Origin of the sequence: Salinarimonas ramus (assembly GCF_014645695.1) — a bacterium.
GTDB classification, from domain to species: domain Bacteria; phylum Pseudomonadota; class Alphaproteobacteria; order Rhizobiales; family Beijerinckiaceae; genus Salinarimonas; species Salinarimonas ramus.
This window is the reverse complement of sequence record NZ_BMMF01000001.1, coordinates 21,494-45,450: the sequence shown is the minus strand read 5'-3', so window position 1 is coordinate 45,450 and position 23,957 is coordinate 21,494. Positions and strand designations below refer to the sequence as shown.

Genomic DNA, 23,957 nt, shown 5'->3' with positions numbered 1-23,957 from the left:
TCGCAGCGCGCGGTCATCGCCAGCGGAAAGGTCGCAGGCATCGCCGCGCGGCACAAGCCGGAGAGACCCGATGAGCGCGCCCGAGACGGCGAGATCCGGCCCCGACCGATGGGCCGTCAGGGCCTCGCGCCTGTTCGACGGCGACGCCTTCCACGAGGCAGCCGCCGTCGTGATCGAGGCCGGGCGCGTGCTCGCGGTCGTGCCGGAGGCGGATGTCGCCGCGATGCCGGGCACGCACCTCCCGGAGGATGCGCTGCTCGCGCCCGGCTTCGTCGATCTCCAGGTGAACGGGGGAGGGGGCGTCCTCCTCAACGACGCGCCGACGCCGGAGGGCGCGGTCGCGATCGTCACGGCGCATCGCGCCCACGGGTCGACGGGGCTCATGCTCACGCTGATCAGCGACGGGCCGAGTGTGCTCGACGCGCTCGTCGAGGCGGCGGCCGACATCGCCGCGGTGCGGGGCGTCGCCGGCTTCCATGTCGAAGGGCCCTTCCTCGCGCCGGAGCGGCGCGGCGTGCATCGCCTCGACGTGCTTCGCATCCCCGACGAGGCCGATTTCCGGCGCCTCGCCCGGCTCGCCGCGGTCGCGCCCACGATCCTGACGCTCGCGCCGGAACGCGTGCCCGCGGGCACGATCCGCCGCTTCGCCGAGTCGGGCGTGCGGGTCTTCATCGGGCATTCGCAGGCGGATGCGGCGTGCGTCGCGCGGGCGGTAGAGGAGGGGGCGATCGGCGCCACGCACCTCTTCAACGCGATGTCGCAGATCGGGCCGCGGGAGCCAGGCATCGTCGGCGCGGTGCTGGACGACGCGCGGCTGTGCGCCGGCATCATCGCCGACGGCCTCCATGTGCACGAGGCGAACCTGCGCCTCGCCTATCGCGTGCTCGGGCCGCGCCGTCTCGCGCTCGTCACGGATGCGATGCCGTCGGTGGGATCGGAGGAGGGAGGCTTCGTCCTGCAGGGGAGGGCGATAGCCCTCGAAGGCGGGCGGCTCACCGCACGGGACGGGACGCTCGCCGGCGCGCATCTCGGCATGGACGAGGTGGTGCGCAACGCCGTCAACATGATGGGGGCGTCGCTCGGCGATGCGCTCGCGATGGCGTCGGCGGTCCCGGCGCGCATCGTCGGTCTCGCGGGACGCGGGCGCCTTGTGAAAGGCGCCCGCGCCGATCTCGTCGCGCTCGACGCGGATCTGCGCACGATCGCGACCTGGATCGACGGCGAACCGGCTCAGCCGCCGCGGAAGATCGAGTAGAACTCCCGGTCCTGCTGCGGCCGGTCGTAGGTCGTGTCCTGCGTGTTGGTGATGGCATGCGCGGACGTCGCGGCGAGGCCGAGCGTGGCGGCGAAGGCGAGCGTCGCGAGAAGGCGTGTGGTCTTGTCGAGCATGGTTGTTCTCCGTGTTCGTGTATGACTGGAGAACGGGTGCCGCCGGCGCGGTTTCCGGGGGTGTGCGGATCGGGCGCGGGCGACGCCGCGCCGTCAGCCGCGCCCGGAAACCGCCTTGGCGAGCCGCCCCGTGCGGGCGGCGAGCCGCTCGGGCAGCTCGGCGATGAGATCGGAGAGCTCCGGCTCGTCCACGAGCTCGGCCGCGGTCTGCGGATCGAACCAGCGCCGCTCGCGCTCGTCGCGCTCCGGCCAGCGCTTCTGCTCCTTTTCCACACGCATCAGGAAGACGTCGACGGTGCACGGAACGAAGCTGCGCGACTTGAGACGCTTGTCGTAGGTGAAGACGCCGTAGGGATCGCGCGAGATGTCGCCGGCGAGACCTGCCTCCTCGTAGGCTTCGCGCGCAGCCGTCTCGTCCGGACGTAGCTTGCGGATCGGCCAACCCTTGGGGATGACCCAGCGACGCGTCTCGCGGGACGTCACGAGCATGACCTCGATCCGCCCCTCGTCGTCGACGCGGAAGGGGAGAGCACCGAATTGCTTGCGCGGTTCGTCGTTCATTTTATCGTTCTTTTTCATCGTCTTCACGTAGGGGCAGGGATCACGCGGCGCAACGCTACGAAAGAAGGTGTGGGAATCACGACTGTAACACAGCGTGTCACAGCGTCATTTAAAAAGATCAAAACGATGAGTACGCCATCGCGCGCGTCTCCGGCGGGTGAGGAGAAAGCCGCCTGGGAACGACCGCGCGGCCAGGCTCATTGTCGAGGCCGATGGGGCGGCACGATGGCGCCGCTCCCGAAATCGACGACGAGGGAGGCGCGGATGCGCGGCGGCTTGAAGGATCTCCGGGGACGGGTGCTGATGCTGACGGGGGCGTCCGCCGGGGTCGGGCGGGCGATCGCGCTGCGCCTCGCCCACGAGGGTGCGCGGATCGGCCTCCTCGCCCGCAGCGAAGAAGCGCTCGAGGACGTCGCCCGCGAGGTGAATGCCCGCGGCGGTCAGGCGATGGTGCTGCCCTGCGACGTCGCCGACGCGGACGCGGTCTTCGCCGCCGCCGGCGCGCTCGAGTCGCGCTTCGGCGCGCTCGACGTGTGGATCAACGACGCCATGGTGACCGTGTTCTCCCCGGTCCACCAGATGCTGCCGGACGAATACCGCCGGGTGACGGAGGTGACCTATCTCGGCGTCGTGCACGGCACGCTCGCGGCCTTGCGCAGCATGCGTCCGCGCGGGCGCGGCATCATCGTGCAGGTGGGCTCGGCGCTCGCCTATCGCGGCATCCCGCTGCAGAGCGCCTATTGCGGGGCGAAGCACGCCATCGTCGGCTTCTCCGATTCGCTGCGCACGGAGCTGCGGCACGACGACATGGACATCGCCGTCACCGAGGTCCACCTGCCCGGCGTCAACACGCCCCAGTTCGACTGGGCGCGCGCCCGCATCGGTCATCCGCCCAAGCCGTCCGGCCCGATCTACGAGCCGGAGGCCGCGGCCGACGCCATCGTGCACGCGATCCGCTCGCCCGAGCGCGCCTGGTGGCTCGGCGGCGTCACCGCGGCGGCGATCATCGGCAACGCGCTCGCCCCCTCCCTCGCGGATCGCTACCTCGGCGCCAACGCCGTCGAGGGGCAGATGCGCGAAGGCCCCGATCGCCGGCAGATCCCCCCGGAGGGCAATCTCTACCAGCCGGCCTCCCGCGCGCTGCATCGCACCCGCGGCTCGTTCGGCAAGCAGGCGAAGGGGTCCGCCATGCGGGTGCCCGGGCCGGAGGCGCGCATCGGCACGGCGGTCGTGGCCGCGGCGATCGCCGCCGGGATCGGGCTCGCGCTCGGGCGCGTCTCCCGGCGCTGAGGCGACGCGCCCTCAGGCCGCGTCGGCCGCGTCGCGCTCGGCCGAGGTGATCCGCGGAGCGATCTCGGGGAAGGCGTCGGCCGGCCGCGGCGGTGAGAGCAGGTAGCCCTGGACCTCGGTGAGGCCGAGCGTGCGCAGCCGCTCGAGCTGCTCGCGCGTCTCGACACCCTCCGCCATCGTCGCCATGCCGAGGCTCTGCCCGAGCCCGGCGATGGCGCGGATGATGGCGGCCGAATCTTCGCGCTCGGAGAGCTCGCGCACGAAGGAGCGGTCGATCTTGATCTTGTCGAACGGGAACGAGCGCAGGTAGGAGAGCGAGGAGTAGCCCGTCCCGAAATCGTCGAGCGAGATCTTCACGCCGAGCTGCTTGAGCGCGTGGAGCGTCGCGAGGTTGCCCTCGGTCTCGGCGAGGAGCACGCTCTCGGTGATCTCGAGCTCGAGCCGTTGCGCCGGAAGCCGCGTGTCGGCGAGCGCGTGCACGATGCTCGCGACGAGCGCCTTGCTCTTGAACTGGGCGGGGGAGAGGTTCACCGCCACGCGGTAGGGCTCGCGCCAGGCCGTGGCGTCGGCGCAGGCGCGACGCACCACCCATTCGCCGATGGGAACGATGAGCCCGGTCTCCTCGGCGACGGGGATGAAGTCGGCGGGCGGAACCAGGCCGCGCGTGGGATGCTGCCAGCGCAGCAGCGCCTCGAAGCCGGTGATGCGGTCGTGCTCGGTGTCCATCTGCGGCTGGTAGTGGAGCACGAGCTCGCCGCGGCGCACCGCCTCGCGCAGATCGAGCTCGAGCAGCCGCCGCGCCTGCAGCCGCGCATCCATGCTCGCCTCGAAGAAGCGGTAGCCCCGCCGTCCCTCGGCCTTGGCGCGATAGAGCGCGATGTCGGCGTTCTTGATCAGCGTATCCGCGTCGGCCCCGTCCGCGGGAGCGATCGCGATGCCGATCGAGAGGCCGATGACCACCTGGTGGCCGTCGATCTCGAAGGGCTCGTCGAGGGCGGCGACGAGGCGCTGGGCGAGCGCGTCGAGCGCCTGCGGCGCGCAGGCGTCTCGGGCGACGATGGCGAACTCGTCGCCCGAGAGCCGCGCCACCATGTCGGCCTCGCGCACGTTCGCCGTGAGGCGCGCGGCGACCTGGGTGAGGAGCTTGTCGCCCACGGGATGGCCGAGCGTGTCGTTCACCGCCTTGAAGTGATCGAGGTCGAGGCATAGGACCGCGACGCCGTCGCCCGCGCGCCGCAGGCGCGAGAGCGCCTCGTCCACCCGCTCGCGGAAGAGGACGCGGTTGGGCAGATCGGTCAGCGCGTCGTGGAGCGCCATGTGGGCGATCTTCGCCTCCGCCCGCTCGCGCTCGGTGACGTCGACGCCGAGCACAACGACGGCCCGCGAGCCGCCCATCTCGATGGAGCGCGCGTAGCTGAGGACCGCGATCTCGCTGCCGTCGGCGCGCAGGTGCCGGAAAGGCTCGCTCGCGGCATAGGAACCGCAGACGGTGCGGGCGATCTCGGCGGCGCGGGCGCGCTCGCTCTGCGGGCGGATGTCGAGGACGGTGAGGCCGAGGAAGGTGTCGCGGTCGTAGCCGTAGAGGTCGCAGGCGGCGCGGTTGACCTCGAGAAAGCGCAGCGTCTCGACGTCGTAGACCCAGACCGGCGCGGGATTGTCCTCGTAGAGGAGCCGAAAGCGCGCCTCGCGATCGCGAAAGACGCTGATGTCCGTGATGCCGAGCGAGAGCAGGTCGCCGAAGGCGGCGGCGTTGACGCGCACCGGGACGATGCGCCCGGTCAGCGGCAGGTCGATCTCGAAGCTGATCCGCTCGCCGCTCTCCAGCACGCCCGCCAGGCGCGAGACGATGTCGGGCGCGAGCGGCTCCACCGCCTCGCCGAGCCGCCCGAAGGCGAGGCTCTCGCGCGAGCGCCCGAGGAGACGCGCGGCGCCTTCGTTCGCCGTCACGATCTGGAAGTCGAACACCGCGCCGTCCGCGCCGCGCAGGGCCGAGAGCCCGATGAGCGCGTCGTCGGTGGCGCGCACGATCGCCTCGACGAGGGAGATCGTCTCCCGGCGCGGCGCCGCATGGACGAGGACCCACGGCTCGCTCGACCAGCGGCTGGCGAGGGGCAGCACCGTCAGGTCGACCGTGAGCACCGATCCGTCGAGGATGCGATTGGCGACGCCTGCGGCGGGCGTGCCGGTGGCGAGGGCGCGGTCCGCCGCCTCCGCGATCGCACGGCGGGCGTGCGTGGGAAGCTCGTCGAGGAGCGTCGAACGCACGGTGCGGCCGATCCAAGCCTCGATGCGCTCGCCGGCGAACATGAAGGCCCAGCCCTCGGCCTTGCGGGCGAGCACGCCGCAGCGCTCCGCCATGGGGCCGAGCTCGCCGAGGACGAGGTCCTCGTAGAGCGGAACCTCCCGGCGCGGTCCCGCCGCCGCACGCCAGCGGCGCGTCAGTGCGATGGCCTCCGACGCGATGGTCGGATTGCTGCGTCGGGGGGAGACGAACATGGACGTTCCGCGGTTGCTGCGCTGCCGCGACGCTTACCGGGAGAGTCCGAAAACTCCGTAAACAGAAGAACTTAGTGGGCTAAGCTAAACCGGATACGACGTATCAGGACTTCTTGACGATCTTGGCCAGCTGCTTGAGCTGGGCCATGGCGTCGGCGAGCTCGTTGAGCGCGATCGTGCGCTGGCCGGCCTTGATCGCGCGCTCGCAATCGTCGAGCTGCTGCTTGACGATCGCCTCCAGGGCGGCGGCGATCTGGGCTTTGGTCATCGCGCTCTCCTCGTGTCCCGGTGCGTGGGCCGGAGAGGCGCGGTTACGGCACCGGGGCACGCGCGTCAACGAACGGGCGCGCGGATCTCAGATCCAGCGCCGCACCCGCGCGGCGTAGGCGTCCCATTCCGCGCCGAAGCGCCGTGCGAGATGCGCCTCCTCGCGCTCGATGGCGAGCTTCTGGACGGCGAAGGCGGCGAGGAAGGCCAGCGCCATGAGCCAGAGATTGTCGAAGACGAGGCCGAGCCCGATCGTCAGCAGCGTGTTGCCGACGTAGATCGGGTTGCGCGAGAAGCGGAACGGCCCCCAGGTGACGAGCGCCTTCGCGCCGCGATGGGGCATGATCGTGGTGCGCGCCCGCGAGAAGGTCCAGGCGGTCCACAGATCGAGCCCGAGCCCCGCGGCGATCGCGACGATGCCGAGCACGCCCAGCGCGAGCCCGCCGCCATGGCTCGTCGGCACGAGGTGGCGCTCGACGAGAAAGCCCGCGACGATGGTCGCGAGATAGACGATCGGCGGCCAGGGCCACCGGTTGGGCGTGTCCGACATGATCGCCTCCGCTGCGCGGCGCGGATGCCGCGCGACCACCGGCCCGGTGACACGCGTCCGCACCCTGATATAACGCGGGAAACGACCAGACGCGCGAGGAACGCCCGATGATCCCCAACGCCGCCCCCGCCTTCGATTTCGACCTCGGCGAGACCGCCGACGCCATCCGCGAGACGGTCGCGGCCTTCGCCCAGGAGAAGATCGCGCCTCGCGCCGAGGAGATCGACCGCACGAACCAGTTCCCGCGCGACCTGTGGGTGCCCATGGGCGAGCTCGGTCTCCACGGCATCACCATCGCGGAGGAGGACGGCGGCACCGGGCTCGGCTATCTCGAGCACGTGGTGGCGATGGAGGAGATCTCCCGCGCCTCCGCCTCGGTGGGTCTGTCCTACGGCGCGCATTCGAACCTGTGCATCAACCAGATCGGCCGCAACGGCAATGCCGCGCAGAAGCAGAAGTATCTCCCCAAGCTGATGTCGGGCGAGCATGTCGGCGCGCTGGCCATGTCCGAGCCCGGCTCGGGCTCGGACGTCGTCTCCATGCGCACCCGCGCCGACAAGAAGGGCGATCGCTTCGTGCTCAACGGCACGAAGATGTGGATCACCAACGGCCCCATCGCCGAGACGCTCGTCGTCTACGCCAAGACCGATCCGGACGCGGGCCCGCGCGGCATCACCGCCTTCCTCATCGAGAAGGGCATGAAGGGCTTCTCCACGCACCAGAAGCTCGACAAGCTCGGCATGCGCGGCTCCGACACCTGCGAGCTCGTCTTCGAGGATTGCGAGGTGCCCGAGGAGAACGTGCTCGGCGCCGTCGGCAAGGGCGTAAATGTCTTGATGTCCGGGCTCGACTACGAGCGCGCGGTGCTCGCGGCGGGGCCGCTGGGCATCATGCAGGCGGCCATGGACGTGGTGATGCCCTACGTCCACGAAAGGAAGCAGTTCGGCCAGCCCATCGGCACGTTCCAGCTCGTCCAGGGCAAGATCGCCGACATGTACGTGCGCATGAACGCGGCCAAGGCCTACGTCTACGCCGTCGCCAAGGCCTGCGACCGCGGCCGCACCACGCGCGAGGACGCCGCCGGCGCCATCCTCTACGCGGCCGAGCTCGCGACGCAGATGGCGCTCGACGCGATCCAGCTGCTGGGCGGCAACGGCTACATCAACGACTACCCGACGGGCCGCCTTTTGCGCGACGCCAAGCTCTACGAGATCGGCGCCGGCACGAGCGAAATTCGCCGCATGCTGATCGGGCGGGAGCTGTTCGAGAAGACCGCTTGAGGCGAAAGCGGGACGTCCCGGGCGATCCGCGGGCGTCCCTCAGCTCTTCAGCCGCCAGCCGGTCCGGAAGATCCAGGCGACCACGCCGAGGCAGATCAGCATGAACACGCCCGTCATGGCGAGGCTGATCAGAGGGGCCACGTCGGCGACGCCGTAGAAGCTCCAGCGGAAGCCGCTGACGAGGTAGAGGACCGGGTTGAACAGAGCCACCGTGTCCCACGGCTCGGGCAGCATGGTGATGGAGTAGAACGTGCCGCCCAGGAAGGCGAGGGGCGTCACCACCATGAGCGGGATCAACTGCAGGCGCTGGAACGAGTCCGCCCAGATGCCGATGATGAAGCCGAACAGGCTGAACGCCGTGCACGTCAGGATCAGGAAGGCCGCCGTGAACAGCGGATGCAGGATGGTGTAGTCGACGAAGATCCTCGCCGTCGCCAGGATGAGGCAGCCGATCAGGAAGGATTTCGTCGCCGCCGCGCCCACGTAGCCGATGACGGTCTCCACCGCCGAGACGGGCGCGGAGAGCAGCTCGTAGATCGTGCCCTGGAACTTCGGCAGGTAGATGCCGAAGGAGGCGTTGGTCAGGCTCTCGGTGATCACGGTGAGCATGATCAGCCCCGGCACGATGAAGGCGCCGTAGGCGATGCCCTCCACCGTGTCGATGCGCGAGCCGATGGCCGAGCCGAAGACAATGAAATAGAGCGAGGTCGAGAGCACGGGCGCGGCGACGCTCTGCATGATCGTGCGCCGGAAACGGTTCATCTCGAACAGGTAGATGGCGCGGATGGCGTTGAGGTTCATTGCGGGCGCCCTCTCACGAGCGAGACGAAGATCTCCTCGAGCGAGCTCTCGGAGGTGGCGAGGTCGCGCACCTCGATGCCGGCTTCGGCGAGGCTGCGCAGGAGGCCGGCGATGCCGGTGTCCTCGCTCTGGGAATCGAAGACGTAGGTGAGCGAGCGCCCGTCCTCGGCGAGGGTCAGCGCCGGCCCGGCGACGCCGTCCGGCAGGGCGGCGAGGGGCTCGCGCAGGTGCAGCGTCAGCTCGCGCCGGCCGAGCTTGCGCATGAGCGTCGTCTTCTCCTCCACGAGGAGGATCTCGCCCTTGTTGATGACGCCCACCCGGTCGGCCATCTCCTCGGCCTCCTCGATGTAGTGCGTCGTCAGGATGATGGTGACGCCGCGCGCGCGCAGGCGGTGCACCATCTGCCACATCTCGCGGCGCAGCTCGACGTCGACGCCGGCGCTGGGCTCGTCGAGGAAGAGGATCGTCGGCTCGTGGGCGAGCGCCTTGGCGATGAGCAGCCGCCGCTTCATGCCGCCCGAGAGCGCGATGATCTTGTCGTTGCGCTTCTCCCACAGCGACAGCTCGCGCAGGATGCCCTCGATGAAGGCGGGATCGCGCGGCTTGCCGAAGAGCCCGCGGGAGAAGGCGACGGTGTCCATCACCCGCTCGAAGGAATCGACGTGCAACTCCTGCGGCACGAGGCCGATCTTGGCGCGCACGGCGCGGTAGTCGGCGACGGCGTCGTGGCCGTCGACGAGGATGCGCCCGCCGCTCGGGCGAACGAGGCCGCAGATCGCGCCGATGAGCGTCGACTTGCCGGCGCCGTTCTCGCCCAGGAGCGCGAAGATCTCGCCGCGGCGGATGGCGAGGTCCACGGTTTCGAGGGCCTTGAAGCCCGAGGCATAGGTCTTTTCCAGGCCCTCGACGCGGATGACGAAATCGTCCGCGCCGGCGGGCGGCGGCGCCGGATGGGCGTGCGCGGCGGGTCTCATGCGGGCTCCGAGGGGCGTTCGGGGGATCTGGGAGCCTTCACATGGAGGAGGTGCGGCGGTTCGTCCAGGCCTCCCGCCGCAGAGCAGGAGCGCGAGCGTTCCGCTCAGGGCATGGCCGGCCGGGACTCATCGAGCATGAATCCCGTCGCGATCGCTTCGATGATCGCGGCGTGCACGGCGGCGCGATCGGTGCCGGGCGGGTCCGTGCAGACCGGGTCGTCGCCCTCCTCGGCGAGGAGCGCGGCGCCCTCCGGCTTACAGAGCGGCAGCGCCGAGAAATGGTTCGCGGGCGCGATCATGTGGACGCGCGCCTGCGGCACGGCCGCCGAGAAGCCGCTGCCGCCGGGCGTGAAGTCGGTGGCGACGAGCCTCTCGCCCTCGTCCCCGAGCCCGATCAGGACGACATTCTCCGGCAGGTCGGCCGCGTGGACCGCGGTGAGCCCCGCGTGGAAGCCGGGATCGATCGCCGCCACCCCGACGACGCGCGGATCGGCGTAGGACGCGTCCCACTCCGCCGCCGCTCGCGCCGTGAGGTCGATGCCGGCCTCGCGCAGCTCGCGGCAATGGGCGACGTGCGGTGCCGCGTTCGCGCAGAAGGCGGTGTAGGCCGCGAGATCGCCGCGCAGCCCGCCGAGCGAGAGCGCCGTGAAGCCGCCGAAGGAGAAGCCCGCCGCGAAGATCCGCGCCGAATCGACGTGCGGGCCGAAGGTCTCGTGCGCGAGGAGCGCGTCGAGGGCCGCCGAGAGGTCCTGCGCGCGCGTCCAGTGGTCGAGGGCGCGTTCGTGCTCGAAATCGCCGAACGTGCTGCCGGGATGGCCCACGCCGACGACGATCGCGCCGCGTTCCGCGAGGCCCGCCGCGAGCCAGGCGAGGGAGCGCACGTGCCCGCCGATGCCGTGGGAGAGGAGCACGACCGGGTGGCGCCCCTCGGCCGGCGAGGCGCCGAGGCGGGCGTCGAAGCCGTGGAAGACGACGTTCTCCGCCACGCGCGCGACGTCGCCGCCATCGCCCGCGGGGTAGAAGACGTCGCCCGAGAGGTCGGCGCCATGATGCGGGGCGGGAGCGGTGAAGGACGCGGTTCCGATCGTAGGCTCGGAGGCGAAAGCGCCATGGACGGCGAAGGTGGCGCCGAGGGCGGCGAGGAGGAGGGGGGAGCGGGTCACGGGTGTACCTCGTGGTGACGTTGCGAGGCCTCCTTCCTGCCTCTGACGCACCCACATGGCGTCCGAGATCCGGTTCTAGGTCGTCCGCGAACCGGTTCGCGGTCTAGGATCGCGCGGTCCCGTCCCGATTCCGTCTCGATTCCGTCCTGGCCCGATGCTCCTCCTCCCCGTTCCCCTCGTCGCCGCCCTCGTGCTGGCCTTCCTGCTCGCCCGGGCTCTGATTCGGAGGGAGGGCACGCCGCTCCTCCTCGCGCTCGTCGCCGCCGGCGCCTCGCAGGCGACGGTGGTCGCGCTCGTCCAGCATTATGGGCTCGTACCCCTGCGCCCGCTCCAGCCGGTCACGGCGACGCTGCTGCCGCCGCTCGCCTGGCTCGCCTTCATCGCCGCGGCCGCACGTCCGCTCACGGCGAAGGACGCGGCGCATGCGCTCGTCCCTTTGGCCGCCGCGTTCTCGGTGACGGCAGCGCCCGTTCTCGTCGATGCGATCGTCATCGGCGCCTTCGCGGGCTACGGCCTCGCGCTCCTCGTCGCCGCACGGCCCGGCGCGGCGCTGCCGACGGCGCGGCTCTCGAGCGGCGAGGTGCCCGCCCGCACCTGGCGGGCGATCGGCGTCCTTCTCTTGGCGTCGGCGGCGAGCGATGCGCTCATCGCCGCCGACATGGTGCTCGGTGCGGGCGCGTGGCGCGCGCCGATCATCAGCGCCTTCACGGCGGGCGCGCTCCTCGCCATCGGCGCGCTGGCGCTCTCGCGCGACGTCTCGCCACCGGCCGACGACGGCACCATATCGGGCGAGGACGAGCCCGTCACGTCGGAGAGCGTTTCACCCGAGAGCCGCGACCCGCAGGACGCCGCGCGCGAGGCGGAGCTCATCGCGCGGCTCGACGCGCTCATGGCGCGCGAGCGGCCGCACCTCGACCCGGATCTCACCCTCGCACGCCTCGCGCGACGCCTCGGCGTGCCGGCGAAGGTGCTCTCCGCCGCCATCAACCGCGCGCATGCGGAGAACGTCTCGCGCTTCGTCAACCGCCACCGCGTCGCCCATGCCTGCGGGCTGCTCGTATCGGGGGAGGGGGTGACAAGGGCGATGCTGGAGAGTGGCTTCGGCACGAAGTCGAACTTCAACCGCGAATTCCTGCGCGTCACGGGCACGAGCCCCACGGCCTGGCTCGCCGAGCGGCGGGGGTGATGCAGCCGCTCGCGACGCGCGTCTCAGGCCGCTTGCCCCGCCTCGAAGCCGCGAAGCGCCTCCTCCGCCGCGGCCGCCTCGCCGAAGCGCTCCGCCAGCATCGCCATCCAGCGCTCGATCCCGAAGGCGACGCAGCTCGTATGCACCGGCTCCTCGCCGAGGCGGATGTCGAACTTGTCGCCGAAATAATTGCGATGATAGTTCAGCGAGGAGACGGCGTGCCCGTCGTAGACGATCTCGCGCTTCGTCGGCATCAGCCGCGACATGACGGCGACGGATGTCGTCGCGTCGAAGAAGGGGTCGCTCGCGGTCTCGGTGCCGTAGGCGAGGCCGAGGTGGCGCATGAGGGCGTCGATGCGCGCCGCGCCCGCCTCGAGATGCGCCTGCGCGGCTTGCGCCGAGCCGAGATGGACGTATTCCTTCATCGTGAAGTTTACGGCGCGGTAGGCGTCGAGCGGCTTGTCCTCGTGGCGGAAGCACTTGGCGATGCAGCCGACGACGCGCTCGGCGTCGAGGCGCCGGCCCCGCAGCCCGAGATAGATCTTGTAGCAGGCCGCCGGCAGGAGCGCGAAGTCGACGTCCACCGCCTGATAGCCGCGGGAAAGGCGCTCCTCGCCCTTGGAGAACGCGCCGAGCCGCGCGGGCGGCAGCGAGCACATCAGGCAGGTGAGGTGCGGGAAGTTGCGCACGTATCCGAGCGCCTCCATGTCCTCGGTCCCGACCACGCTGTCGAACTCGACGAAGGCGCGCGGGTCGAGGGCGAAGAGGTCGTCGAGCGCCCGCTCGAGCGCCATCCGCACGTGATACCAGCCGTCCACGAGATCCATGGTGACGCTCCTCTCTGGCGTCCGCGCCGCCGGGCGCGGCGCGTGCCTCATTGCGTGACGAAGGAGACGTCCTCGATCAGCCCCGAGCGGCGGAAGAAGTCGGCCGTGCGGCGGAACCAGACGCCGTGATGCTCGCGCCGCGCCGGATCGGTGCGCAGGGCGTTGCGGAGCGCGCTCGCGGTCTTGAAGCCCGACGCCTCGACGACGCCCGCGTCGATATAGGCCTGGGGGTTGTACATCAGGCTGATGAAGTAGCGGATGATGCCCTCGATCGTGCGGGCGATGCGCTCGCGGGTCTCGTTCGAGCCGTCGCGGGACAGGATCTCGCCGTAGAGATCCTTCACCACCTCCCGCCCGAAGGAGACGTGCCGCGACTCGTCGAGATGGTGCTGGTGGTTGATCTCGCGCACGATGTCGGCGACGTCCGGGTTGGTGCCGACCTTGTGATTGTAGAAGTCGACGAACTCCTCGAAGACGAGGGTGCTGGCGAACATGTACAGGTCCGCCTCCAGCCGATCCTGCACGTCGCCGGTCGAGAACGCGGGTGTCGGATAGATCGTCCGTGCATAGCGCCGGCAGAAGGCCGCGAAGAACCACATGTGGGCGTTCTCTTCGGCGATGAAGATGTGCAGGTATTCCGAGATGTCGTCGTACCGCTCCTCGTAGATGCAGCGCGAGACGAATTCCATGACGCCCTTGATGCCGTGCACGTTCAGGCTGAAGAAGTTCACCGCCTCCCACTTGCTGAGCGCGGCCTTCTGCTCGAACGAGAGGCGATCGTGGACCGCGGTGCCGTGGGTGGTCAGCAGATCCTCGTCGCACCACAGCCGATCGAGGGCGAGGCTGTCGGGCCAGTCGAAGCGCTCGTAGGGATCGTAGGCCTTGCTCTTCGAGAGCGAGACGAGGCGTTGGATGCGCTGCGGATCGATCTGCATGGACGGGGCCTCCCTTCGCGACGGGGTTGTTGACGCGGCGGCAATTCCTGACCGACGTAACTTTTAATTGCAGTCGACTATGACAACCTCGACGCGAACCGTCAAGCGCGCAGCCCCGTCGCGTCGTATCCTGCGTCGCGAGTTCCGACGCCGGGCGCCGCGCGGGTCGTGCCCGCCTCACGAAATGTTGCCGCCTCGCAACACACGGGCCGCATCGAACCGGGCGGCGGCTGCGGCCATGGTCCGCGCCGCGATCCCGCCACTTTCCGGGAGCATGGTCCATCGTGTCACAAACGCTCGCCTTTTCAACGCTTTAGCGTTCCCCCGAGACGATCCGAGCGTGCGCACCGGGCCTCGCCGAGGCCCGGCATGCGGCGTCGGCGAAGGCTCGGCGGTATCGGGCGGTTCTTGGCGGGAACCGTTCCGCTTGCGTATGAGGAGAGCCCGCGCGACCAGCGTCTCACGAAGGGTCGTTAAGCGGGCGGCAAAGCGTCTGTGGGAAGGAACGAGGGCTATGAGCGAGCGCACGTACGACAAGTCGAAGCTGCCGAGCCGTCACGTGACGGAGGGGCCCGCGCGCGCGCCGCACCGGTCCTACTACTACGCCATGGGGCTGACGGAGAAGCAGATCCACCAGCCCTTCGTCGGCGTCGCCACCTGCTGGAACGAGGCCGCACCCTGCAACATCGCCCTCATGCGCCAGGCGCAGGCGGTGAAGAAGGGCGTCGCGGCCCAGGGCGGGACCCCGCGCGAGTTCTGCACCATCACCGTCACCGACGGCATCGCCATGGGCCACGAGGGCATGCGCTCCTCGCTCCCGTCCCGCGACGTGATCGCGGATTCGGTCGAGCTGACCATGCGCGGCCACGGCTACGACGCCCTCGTCGGCATGGCTGGGTGCGACAAGTCCCTGCCGGGCATGATGATGGCCATGGTCCGCCTGAACGTGCCCTCCGTCTTCATCTACGGCGGCTCGATCCTTCCGGGCTCGTTCCGCGGCCAGCCCGTCACGGTGCAGGACGTGTTCGAGGCCGTCGGCAAGCATTCCGTCGGCGCCATGTCGGACGAGGACCTCGCCGAGCTCGAGAAGGTGGCCTGCCCGTCGGCGGGCGCCTGCGGCGCGCAGTTCACGGCCAACACCATGGCGACGGTCTCCGAGGCGATCGGCCTCGCGCTGCCCTACTCCGCAGGCGCGCCGGCGCCCTACGAGATCCGCGACCAATTCTGCATGACGGCCGGCGAGATGGTGATGGACCTGATCGCCAAGAACATCCGCCCGCGCGACATCGTCACCCGCAAGGCGCTGGAGAACGCCGCGACCGTGGTCGCGGCCTCGGGCGGCTCGACCAACGCCGCGCTGCACCTGCCGGCGATCGCGCACGAATGCGGCATCGAGTTCGACCTCTTCGACGTCGCCGAGATCTTCAAGCGCACGCCCTACATCGCGGACCTGAAGCCCGGCGGACGATACGTCGCCAAGGATCTCTTCGAGGTCGGCGGCATTCCGCTCCTGATGAAGACGCTGCTCGACCAGGGCTACATGCACGGCGACTGCATGACGGTCACCGGCCGCACGATGGCCGAGAACATGGCCTCGGTGAAGTGGAACGCCGATCAGGACGTGGTGCGCCCGGCCGACAAGCCGATCACCGTCACCGGCGGCGTGGTGGGCCTGAAGGGCAACCTCGCCCCCGAGGGCGCGATCGTGAAGGTCGCCGGCATGCCCCCCGAGAAGCAGGTCTTCAAGGGCCCCGCGCGCGTCTTCGACGGCGAGGAGGCCTGTTTCGAGGCGGTGAAGAACCGTGCCTACCAGGAGGGCGACGTGCTCGTCATCCGCTACGAGGGCCCCAAGGGTGGCCCCGGCATGCGCGAGATGCTCTCCACCACCGCGGCGCTCTACGGCCAGGGCATGGGCGACAAGGTCGCGCTGATCACCGACGGGCGCTTCTCGGGCGCCACGCGCGGCTTCTGCATCGGCCATGTCGGGCCCGAGGCCGCCGTGGGCGGGCCCATCGGCCTCCTGAAGGATGGCGACATCATCGAGATGGACGCGATCAACGGCGTCCTGAACGTTCTTCTCTCCGACGAGGAGCTCGACCGGCGCCGCCAGGAATGGCAGCCGCGGGAGACGGCCTACGGCTCGGGCGTGGTTTGGAAGTTCGCCCAGACGGTCGGCCCCGCCCGCTACGGCGCGGTGACCCATCCGGGCGGCAAGGGCGAAAAGCAGTGCTATGCGGATCTCTGATCTGACATCCCGCGCGCTCGCGACGACGATCGCGCTCGGCCTCCTCGCGGGGCCGGCGCTCGCCGTCGACGCGGCCCGTACGCAGGCGGAGTCCCCCTTCGCCTCCGTGCGCGACGCGCTGCGCACGGGCATGCGCGACTACAATGCCGGCGACAAGGCGAGCGCGGTGCGCGCGCTCGAGTTCGCCGCCGTGCAGGGGGACACGCTCGCCCAGTGGAAGCTCGGGCGCATGTACGCGGCCGGCGACGGCGTGACCCACGACGATCTCAAGGCCTTCGAATATTTCTCGAAGATCGCCGACGGCCACGCCGAGCAGTCGCCGGACGCGCTCGACGCCGGCGTCGTCTCCAACGCCTTCGTGGCGCTCGGTGCTTATTTTCTCGACGGAATTCCCGGCACCTACGTGCGGCGCAACCCCGCGCGTGCCCACGAGATGTTCTCCTACGCCGCCTCCTGGTTCGGCGACGCGGACGCGCAGTACAACCTCGCGCGGCTCTACCTCGACGGAAACGGCGTCGAGACCAATGCGCGCATCGCCGCGCGCTGGCTCCACCTCGCCGCCGAGAAGGGGCACGTCGCCGCGCAGGCCGTGCTCGGCAACATGCTCGTCACCGGAGACGGCGTGCCGCGCCAGCGCTCCCTCGGCCTGATGTGGCTGACGCTCGCCCGCGACGGCGCGGCGGATTCCGTGGGCGCCTCCTGGATCGCGGACCTCCACGCCGACGCCTTCGCCGATGCGACCGAAAGCGATCGCCGCGGCGCGCTCGCCTATCTCGAGCGCCACCTGCAGACGGATCGCTGATCAGCGCGAGGCCGCGTCGTCCGCGGCCGCGCCTCCCGCCGCGTAGCCCCAGGCGACGGCGCTGAGGAGCCCGTTCCCCGAGAGATAGCCCGACGCCTTCGAGCCCGACACGCCGCAGGCCGCACCGCCCGCCGCGAACATGTTCGGCAGCGGGCCGCCGTCCTCGCCGACGACGCGCGCATCGTCGTCGACCACGAGCCCGCCCTGCGTGTGGAAGAGCGCGCCCGTCACGCGCACGGCGCGATAGGGCGGCACGAGCGGCTTCACGCCGGAGAAGCTGCGGCCGAACGTGTCCGTCCCGCCCTGCGCCTTCAGGCGCTCGACCTCGTCGAGGGTGTGCGCCAGCGCGTCCGCCGGCAGCCCGAGCCGCTCGGCGAGGGTGGTCGCGTCCGCGGCCTCGATCACCGCGCCCTGCGCCTCCGCCTGGCGAAAGTCCTCGAACTGGCGGGCGATGCCGGCGATGCGCGCGTCGAAGATCGTGAAGGCGATGGCGTCCGGCTGAGCGATGACGCCGGCCGCCGCCTCCGAATAGCCTTGGCTCTCGTCGGCGAAGCGCCGCCCTTCGGCGTTCACCTGAACGCCGCCCTCCATGATCGTCGCCCAGGTGATCAGGATCCCGTGCGGATGCGCGACCGAGCCGTGGCCCTGATGTCCTCCGAGATGGCGGGTGCGCGCGCCGAGCGCCTCGCCCCAGAGCACGGCGTCGCCCTGGTTCCCGGGATGGCCGAAATAGAGCGCGTCGCGCATCTGCGGGATATGCTGCGCCACCAGTTCCTTGTTCCCGCCATAGCCGTTGCAGGCGAGGATCAGGGCGCCGCAGCCGATCCGCTCGCGTGATCCGTCCGGGCGCGCGATCTCGACGCCGGTGACGCGGCGATCGGGCGTCGCGAAAAGCGCCGTGACGTGGGCGCCCGTGAGGATCGCGACGTCCGCCGCCTCCGCGGCCTGGCGCAGCCGGTCGACCAGCTCCTCACCCGAGCGGCTGGGCAGGCCGTGCATGCGATAAGCGGAATGGCCGGGATAGCGGAAGTCGTCCACGAGCGAGAAGTCGAGCCCGTGCGCGTCTGCCAGCCACTCGATCACGGGGCCCGACAGCGCCGCGAGGCGCTTCACGGCGGCGGGATCGGGCTCGTTCTCGGCCTTCGCCAGGATATCCGCGGCGAAGAGCTCCGGCGAATCCTGCGCGCCCGCCGCCGTCTGCCAGCGGGTGCCGGCGGCAGGGATCAGGCCGGCGGACAGCGCCGTCGAGCCTCGCGGGAGGGGATCGCGCTCGAGCACGACGATCTCGGCGCCCTTCGCCCTCGCCGCGAGCGCCGCGACGAGGCCGGCCGCGCCCGCGCCGACGACGAGGACCGGCGCCTCCACCTCGTAATCCGGTGTCTCGAAACGCACCACGCTCATCGCGGCATCTCCGCCAGGGCATCCGCGATCATCGCCAGGCGCGCCACCGGCGCGAGCGCGGCGAGCGCCGTCTCGTGCACCTCATGCGAGAAGGCCGCGCAGCCGTCGGTCAGCACCGTGACCTCGATGTCGCGCACGTGCGCCTCCCGCACCGTCGAGGCGACGCCGCCGTTCGTGACGATGCCGGCGACGAGGAGCCGGTCGACGTCGAGCTTGCGCAGCACCCATTCGAGCCGCGTCATGTAGAAGGCGGAATAGGCCACCTTCTCGATCACCACGTCGGCCGGCTGCAGCGTATCGACCAGCGCGTGACCCCAGGAGCCAGGCAGGAAGTCGCCGCGCCGCAGGAACGGGCGCATCGCTTTCAGATGCGGCGAGATCAGCGGCTCCCCGCCGCGACCCGGCTGGAGCGTGAACTGCGTCGAGACGACGAGCCCGCCCGCCGCGCGCATGGCGTCGGCGAGCGGCTTCACCCGCGCGGGCAGCGCGGCGATCGCCTCCGACGTCTGCCCGCCGCGGGCATAGGCGCCATCGGGATGGACGAAGTCGTTCTGCAGGTCGACGACGAGGAGGGCTGTGCGGGCGGGGTCGATCATGAGGCTCGTTCCTCTGACGTCATCGCGGATGAAGGGCGCCGACGGTCTCCCCTCTCCCTCGTGGAGAGGGGTCGGGGGTGTGGGGCGTCGAAAGCTCTCGGATGGTTCGCCAAGGGCTCCGGGAGACGGCATCGGGGCCGGTGATCGTCTTGCACGCCCCACACCCCCAGCCCCTCTCGACGAGGGAGAGGGGAGCGTGTCGCGCGAGATGCGGACGGCGATCTCACCCGCCGCGCTCGACGATCAAATTGCCGAAAGCGTCGACGTGGGCCATGAGGCCGGGGTCGACGACGGTGGTGGCGTCGGGCTGCTCGAGGATGGCGGGCCCGGGAACGATGGCGCCGACGGGGAGGTCGAGGCGCGAATAGATCGCCGTGTCGTGGAACGCGCCCTCGAAATAGACCGGCCGGGTGCCCCGTGCGGCCTTGTCGAGGCTGGCGTCCGGCATGGGCGCGAGCGCCTTCAGGTCGAAGCTCGGGCGCTTGCCGATGGCGGCGGTGCGCAGCGAGACGATCTTCACGGGAATGCCCGGCAGGAGCCGGCTGAACGCGGCGCCGTAGGCCTGCTCGAAGGCGGCGCGCACGATCGCGGCCGTCACCGGCGCGGCATCGCTGCCGATGCCCGCGGGAAGGCGGGCGGCGACGGTGTGGGTCTGGCCGACATAGTGCATGTCGAGCTCGAAGACGATCGCGATCCCTTCCGTCGAGAGGCCCGCATGGGCGACGACCTCGCGCGCCTCATGCCCCGCCGCGACGAGCCGCTCCTGGAGCGCCGCCTCGTCGAGGCCGTCGAGCATGAGGTTGAGCGTCAGCACCTGGTCGTGGCGGATGTCGGCGATGATGCAGCCGAGCGCCGAGGTGACGCCCGGATAGCGCGGCACGAGCGCCGATTTCAGCCCGACGTCGCGGATCAGCGCGCCGACGTGCAGCGCCCCGCCACCGCCGAAGGGCACGGCGGCGAACTTCGCCGGGTCGTGTCCGCGCTCGATGGAGACGAGGCGGATGGCGCCCGCCATCTTGGCGTTGGCGACCTTCACGATCGCCTCCGCGGCGTCGAGGGGCGAGAGCCCGAGCGGCTCGCCGATCTCCCGCGCGATGGCCGCGCGCGCGGCGTCCACGTCGAGCCGCGCGAGCTTGCCGCCGATGGGGCGCTCGGCGTTGATGCGCCCGAGCACGACGTTGGCGTCGGTGAGCGTCGGACGCTCGTTGCCCTGGCCGTAGGCGACGGGCCCCGGACGCGAGCCGGCGCTTTCGGGGCCCACCGCGATCAGCCCGCCGGCATCGACGGAGGCGATGGAGCCGCCGCCGGCGCCGATGGTCGCGATCTCGATCATCGGCGTGCGGATGACGAGGCCGAAATCGATCGTCGTCTGCGCCGCGAGCGCCGCCTCGCCACCGGCGACGAGGGAGACGTCGAAGGAGGTGCCGCCGAGATCGGCGGTGATGATGTTCTCGACCCCTGCCGCCCGCGCGATGGCCGCGGCGGCGATGACGCCCGCCGCCGGTCCCGAGAGGGCGGTTCGCACCGGCAGGCGCCGCGCCGTCTGCGTCGACATCACGCCGCCGTTCGACTGCACGATGTGGAACGAGCCCGGGAAGGCCGCGGAGGCGAGGGCGTCCTCCAGCTTCGCGAGATAGGAGGCGACCACCGGCATCAGGTAGGCATTGAGCGCAGTCGTCGAGGAGCGCTCGAACTCGCGGATCTCGGGGAGGATCTCGGTGGAGGCGCAGACGTGCGGGTTCGGCCACACCGCGCGGGCGGCGTCGAGGGCCGCACGCTCGTTGGCCGGGTTGGCGTAGGCGTTGATGAAGACGATGGCGAGCGCCTCGGCGCCCTCCGCCAGCAGCGCGCGCACGGCGCGCTCCACCTCCGCCGGATCGACGGCCTCGCGGATCGTGCCGTCGGCGAGCGTGCGCTCGCCGACCTCGAGGCGCAGGCGGCGCTCGGTGATCGGCGTGAAGTCGCCCCACAGGCCCCAGGTGTGCAGGCGATCGCGCCGGCGCATCTCCAGCACGTCGCGAAAACCGCGCGTCGTGATCACGCCGATGCGCGCGCCCTTGCGCTCCAAGAGCGCGTTCGTCCCCACCGTCGTGCCGTGGACGATGGCGCCGAGGTCCGACACCGCGCCGAAGACCGAGAGCCCGTCGAGGAAGCCGGACGCCTCGTCGCCGCGGTTCGAGGGCACCTTCGCCGTGCGGAAGCTGCGGCTCTCCTCGTCGAAATACGCGAGATCGGTGAAGGTGCCGCCGACATCGACGCCGACCAGGGTGCGGGAGGAGGGTGTGCGGGAGGGCGTCATGGGGGCGCTCATTGGCTCCGATCTCCTTCCCTGTAGGGGAAGGTGGCTCGGCGAAGCCGAGACGGATGGGGCGCGCGGAACGCGCGTTCGGCGAAGCCGAAATCGCCGGGGCAGGTCTCGACCGTGCGGGGCAGCGGCGCGGAATTTCCGCTGCGCGCAACGCGGCTTCGCCGCGCCCCATCCGTCTCGCCGCCTTCGGCGTCGATCCACCTTCCCCTACAGGGAAGGAGAGTGAGCGCGCTCGTCATCGCCCCGCCTCCCGAAGCGTCGCCGTCTGCGCTTCGTCGACGATGCCGCGCGCGTCCACCGCGACGGCGTAGTCCTGCCGGGCGGCATCGACGCTCACGAGCCCGTTGGCCACGTCGCGGGCGACGGCGGAGGGGGCGCGGCGGCGCGGGTCGCCCCAGCCGCCGCCGCCGGGGCTCTCGAGCCGCACGCGCCCGCCCGCCTCGATGCGCACGCCCGTGATCTTCGAGACGAAGGGCGGCTCGCGCGGGCCGTCCGGCGTATCCCAGGTGAAGCGGTTCTTTTCGGCAGGCAGGCCGCCGGCGACGCCGAAGGGCGCGAACTTGCCGCGCTCGCCGAGGAGCGCCACTTCCGCGCCGCCCGCGTCGAGGGCCTCCACCTCGTAGATCGCGCCGACGCCGCCGCGATGCTCGCCCGCGCCGGCGGAATCGGGGCGCAGCGCCCATTGCGTGAACATCACGGGATAGGACGCCTCCAGGATCTCTGCGGGCGGCATGGTCGCCGTCGAGATCGGGTTGTTGGCGTGATTGAGCCCGTCGCTCGCGGGATTGCCGCCGAGCCCGCCGCCGAAGAAGGTGAACATCACCCAGCGCTTGCCGTCCGGGCGATGGCCCGAGAGCGAGAGCGCGTTGATCGTCCCGAACGGCCCCGCCGTCGCTCGCGCCGGATCGGCCTTGGCCAGCGCGCCGAAGACGACGCCGATCATCCGCAGGATCGTCTCGGTGTAGCCCGCGACGGGACGCGGCGCGCCGACGCCGAGGAAGGTCGTCTCCGGAATGTCGAAGGCGATGGGCCGCAGGCATCCCGCGTTCGCCGGGACCTCGGTGAAGACGTGCTTCAGGGCGACGTAGCAGGCCGCCACCGCGGTCGAGCGGGCGATGTTGACGGGGCCTCGGCAGGGCGGCGAGGAGCGGGAGAAGTCGAGGCGCATCGTGTCGCCGGCGATCGTCACCTCGAGCGCGATGGTGAGCCTGTCGTCGGTGATGCCGTCGTTGTCGAGATAGTCCTCGTAGGAATAGGTCCCGTCCGGCAGCGAGGCGATCGCCTCGCGCATGAGCGCCTCGGCGCGGGCGGAGAAGGCCTCGAAGGCGGCCTCGATCGTCGCCTCGCCGTACTCGTCGACGAGCGCGTGGAGGCGGCCCTCGCCGAGGTCGAGGGCGTTGAGCTGGCCGTTGAGGTCGCCCCAGTTCGAATCCGGCACGCGCGTGTTCGCCCGCAGGATCGAGACGATGTCCTCCTGCAGAACGCCCGCCCGGAAGAGCCGTACCGGCGGGATCAGCACGCCCTCCTGGAAGCACTCGACGGCCTGCGGATTGTAGCCGCCCGGCACGTTGCCGCCGATGTCGAGCCAATGGCCGACGGAGGCGAGCCAGCAGAACAGCTCGCCGTTCCGGAAGATGGGGCGCACGAGGCGAAAATCGTTGAGGTGGGTGCCGCCCGCATAAGGGTCGTTGAACAGGAACACGTCGCCGGGCGCGAGGTCGCCGGTGCGCTTCACGATGTCGATGACGGCGCGCACCGCGAAGGCCATGGCGCCCACGAAGATCGGCAGGCCCTTCGCGCCCTGGACGAGCGTGTCGCCGGTCTCGCGATGGTAGAGGCCGTGGCAGGCGTCGCGGGCCTCCGCGATGATCGGGTTGAAGGCCGAGCGGTAGAGCGTCGCGTCCATCTCGTCCGCGATCTGCTCGAGCCGGCCCTTGAGCACGGCGAAGGTGACGGGGTCGAGGGCGGGGCTCACGCGCGCTCTCCGGGCTTTGCCGGGGAGGCCGGCTTCTGCGGCTCGTAGCTCTCGCCGAGCGCCAGCATCTCGGGCGTGCCGATGACGGCGTTGAGCTCGTCGAAGGTGAACATCCGGTCCGCGAAGGGGGCGGAGGCGCCGTTCGCGGCGAGGGTGCGGTAGAATTCCCGCGCCGTGCGGGCGAGCACGCGCACGATGGCGCCGGGGAAGATCACGAGCTTGAAGCCGATCCGCTCCAGCGCGGCGGCCTCGGTCAGCGGCGTGTGGCCGCCCTCCACCATGTTGGCCATCAACGGCTTCGTGCGCCCCAGCGCCGAGACGACGCCCCGCAGCTGGTCCTCCGTGCGCGGCGCCTCGACGAAGAGCACGTCCGCGCCCGCTTCGGCGTAGAGATGCGCGCGCTCGATCGCCTGCTCGAAGCCCTCCACCGCGACCGCGTCGGTGCGCGCGATGATCAGCGTATCCTCGCTCGCCCGCGCATCGACGGCGGCCTTGACCTTGCCCACCATCTCGCCGGCGGGGATCACGCCCTTGTCGGAGAGGTGCCCGCAGCGCTTGGGGAAGGTCTGGTCCTCGAGCTGCAGCGCGCTCGCGCCGGCGCGCTCGAAGACGCGCACCGTCCGCTGCACGTTGAGCGCATTGCCGTAGCCCGTATCCGCGTCCACGACGAGATCCGCCGCCACGCGGTCGCGGATCAGCGCCACCTGGTCCGCCACCTCGCTCATCGCGACGAGGCCGATGTCGGGCCGGCCGAGCCGCGTATAGGCCTGCGCGGCGCCGGAGACGTAGAGCGTCGAGAAGCCGGCTTCCACGGCGAGGAGCGCGGTGAGCGCGTCGTAGACGCCCGGCGCGACGGTGATGCCGTCTCCGTTCAAGCGATCTCTGAGCTTCATCGGGTTACCCATCGTCTT

General features: G+C 70.8%; 21 protein-coding genes. 6 read left to right on the top strand and 15 right to left on the bottom strand.

Annotated elements, in window-relative coordinates; all coding sequences use genetic code 11:
- The first annotated feature begins 70 nt into the window (after positions 1 to 70).
- The gene (nagA, locus tag IEX89_RS00210; protein WP_188908237.1) at positions 71 to 1,255 is read left to right on the top strand and encodes an N-acetylglucosamine-6-phosphate deacetylase; all 1,185 of its coding nucleotides are present in this window, start codon (positions 71 to 73) and stop codon (positions 1,253 to 1,255) included.
- On the opposite strand, the gene IEX89_RS00205 is transcribed toward nagA, so the two are convergent.
- Together IEX89_RS00205 and IEX89_RS00200 are read right to left on the bottom strand one after the other, a co-directional pair.
- Positions 1,231 to 1,389, bottom strand: coding sequence for a hypothetical protein (locus IEX89_RS00205; protein WP_188908235.1), 159 nt, complete (start codon positions 1,387 to 1,389; stop codon positions 1,231 to 1,233). The genes nagA and IEX89_RS00205 overlap by 25 nt on opposite strands.
- 93 nt (positions 1,390 to 1,482) lie before the next feature.
- Positions 1,483 to 1,950 (bottom strand): NUDIX hydrolase, encoded by a 468-nt coding sequence (locus tag IEX89_RS00200; RefSeq protein WP_244645039.1) that lies wholly within the window; start codon positions 1,948 to 1,950, stop codon positions 1,483 to 1,485.
- Between the two features lie 264 nt (positions 1,951 to 2,214).
- Here IEX89_RS00200 and IEX89_RS00195 point away from each other — a divergent pair, with 264 nt between their 5' ends.
- A complete protein-coding gene (locus IEX89_RS00195) occupies positions 2,215 to 3,240 on the top strand; it encodes an SDR family oxidoreductase (protein ID WP_188908231.1) in 1,026 nt (341 codons plus the stop codon).
- Positions 3,241 to 3,252: 12 nt separating this feature from the next.
- Here the strand turns inward: IEX89_RS00195 and IEX89_RS00190 are convergent, their stop codons facing one another.
- The 3 genes from IEX89_RS00190 to IEX89_RS00180 all read right to left on the bottom strand — a co-directional run bounded on the left by IEX89_RS00190 (position 3,253) and on the right by IEX89_RS00180 (position 6,553).
- Complete coding sequence (locus tag IEX89_RS00190) at positions 3,253 to 5,736, bottom strand: putative bifunctional diguanylate cyclase/phosphodiesterase (protein WP_188908229.1); 2,484 nt, start codon at positions 5,734 to 5,736, stop codon at positions 3,253 to 3,255.
- 103 nt (positions 5,737 to 5,839) lie between these two features.
- On the bottom strand, positions 5,840 to 6,004 hold the full coding sequence (locus IEX89_RS00185) for a hypothetical protein (RefSeq protein WP_188908227.1): 165 nt from the start codon (positions 6,002 to 6,004) through the stop codon (positions 5,840 to 5,842).
- A gap of 87 nt (positions 6,005 to 6,091) precedes the next feature.
- Positions 6,092 to 6,553 (bottom strand): methyltransferase family protein, encoded by a 462-nt coding sequence (locus tag IEX89_RS00180; RefSeq protein ID WP_188908225.1) that lies wholly within the window; start codon positions 6,551 to 6,553, stop codon positions 6,092 to 6,094.
- A 107-nt stretch (positions 6,554 to 6,660) separates the two neighbouring features.
- Between IEX89_RS00180 and IEX89_RS00175 the strand changes: the two genes are divergently transcribed.
- Entirely contained in the window at positions 6,661 to 7,833 is a 1,173-nt protein-coding gene (locus IEX89_RS00175; RefSeq protein WP_188908223.1) for an isovaleryl-CoA dehydrogenase, read from the top strand.
- Positions 7,834 to 7,872: 39 nt separating this feature from the next.
- Here the strand turns inward: IEX89_RS00175 and IEX89_RS00170 are convergent, their stop codons facing one another.
- From IEX89_RS00170 to IEX89_RS00160, 3 genes are all read right to left on the bottom strand, one after another.
- Positions 7,873 to 8,634: an ABC transporter permease gene (locus tag IEX89_RS00170; protein ID WP_188908221.1), complete on the bottom strand. Its 762-nt coding sequence runs from the start codon at positions 8,632 to 8,634 to the stop codon at positions 7,873 to 7,875.
- Positions 8,631 to 9,608 (bottom strand): ABC transporter ATP-binding protein, encoded by a 978-nt coding sequence (locus IEX89_RS00165; RefSeq protein WP_188908219.1) that lies wholly within the window; start codon positions 9,606 to 9,608, stop codon positions 8,631 to 8,633. The genes IEX89_RS00170 and IEX89_RS00165 overlap by 4 nt, the downstream gene beginning before the upstream one ends.
- Positions 9,609 to 9,712: 104 nt before the next feature.
- A complete protein-coding gene (locus IEX89_RS00160; protein WP_188908217.1) occupies positions 9,713 to 10,771 on the bottom strand; it encodes an alpha/beta hydrolase family protein in 1,059 nt (352 codons plus the stop codon).
- A 154-nt stretch (positions 10,772 to 10,925) separates the two neighbouring features.
- Between IEX89_RS00160 and IEX89_RS00155 the strand changes: the two genes are divergently transcribed.
- A complete protein-coding gene (locus IEX89_RS00155) occupies positions 10,926 to 11,957 on the top strand; it encodes a helix-turn-helix domain-containing protein (protein ID WP_188908215.1) in 1,032 nt (343 codons plus the stop codon).
- Positions 11,958 to 11,980: 23 nt separating this feature from the next.
- On the opposite strand, the gene IEX89_RS00150 is transcribed toward IEX89_RS00155, so the two are convergent.
- Positions 11,981 to 12,784, bottom strand: a complete 804-nt coding sequence (locus IEX89_RS00150; protein WP_188908213.1) for a class-II aminoacyl-tRNA synthetase family protein — start codon at positions 12,782 to 12,784, stop codon at positions 11,981 to 11,983.
- 47 nt (positions 12,785 to 12,831) lie between these two features.
- Entirely contained in the window at positions 12,832 to 13,719 is an 888-nt protein-coding gene (locus tag IEX89_RS00145) for a diiron oxygenase (RefSeq protein WP_188908211.1), read from the bottom strand.
- A gap of 514 nt (positions 13,720 to 14,233) precedes the next feature.
- Between IEX89_RS00145 and ilvD the strand changes: the two genes are divergently transcribed.
- Both ilvD and IEX89_RS00135 read left to right on the top strand, forming a co-directional pair.
- Positions 14,234 to 15,964 (top strand): dihydroxy-acid dehydratase, encoded by a 1,731-nt coding sequence (gene ilvD / locus IEX89_RS00140; protein WP_188908209.1) that lies wholly within the window; start codon positions 14,234 to 14,236, stop codon positions 15,962 to 15,964.
- The gene (locus IEX89_RS00135) at positions 15,951 to 16,766 is read left to right on the top strand and encodes a tetratricopeptide repeat protein (protein WP_188908207.1); all 816 of its coding nucleotides are present in this window, start codon (positions 15,951 to 15,953) and stop codon (positions 16,764 to 16,766) included. Before ilvD ends, IEX89_RS00135 begins: the two co-directional genes overlap by 14 nt.
- Here IEX89_RS00135 and IEX89_RS00130 read toward each other — a convergent pair whose 3' ends face one another.
- The 5 genes from IEX89_RS00130 to IEX89_RS00110 form a co-directional block, all read right to left on the bottom strand.
- A complete protein-coding gene (locus IEX89_RS00130; protein ID WP_188908205.1) occupies positions 16,767 to 18,167 on the bottom strand; it encodes an FAD-dependent oxidoreductase in 1,401 nt (466 codons plus the stop codon).
- The gene (locus IEX89_RS00125; protein ID WP_188908202.1) at positions 18,164 to 18,763 is read right to left on the bottom strand and encodes a cysteine hydrolase family protein; all 600 of its coding nucleotides are present in this window, start codon (positions 18,761 to 18,763) and stop codon (positions 18,164 to 18,166) included. Before IEX89_RS00125 ends, IEX89_RS00130 begins: the two co-directional genes overlap by 4 nt.
- 223 nt (positions 18,764 to 18,986) lie before the next feature.
- Positions 18,987 to 21,074 (bottom strand): hydantoinase/oxoprolinase family protein, encoded by a 2,088-nt coding sequence (locus IEX89_RS00120; protein WP_244645038.1) that lies wholly within the window; start codon positions 21,072 to 21,074, stop codon positions 18,987 to 18,989.
- Positions 21,075 to 21,306: 232 nt separating this feature from the next.
- Complete coding sequence (locus IEX89_RS00115; RefSeq protein WP_188908200.1) at positions 21,307 to 23,046, bottom strand: hydantoinase B/oxoprolinase family protein; 1,740 nt, start codon at positions 23,044 to 23,046, stop codon at positions 21,307 to 21,309.
- Positions 23,043 to 23,939 (bottom strand): isocitrate lyase/PEP mutase family protein, encoded by an 897-nt coding sequence (locus IEX89_RS00110; RefSeq protein ID WP_188908198.1) that lies wholly within the window; start codon positions 23,937 to 23,939, stop codon positions 23,043 to 23,045. Before IEX89_RS00110 ends, IEX89_RS00115 begins: the two co-directional genes overlap by 4 nt.
- Positions 23,940 to 23,957: the final 18 nt, after the last annotated feature.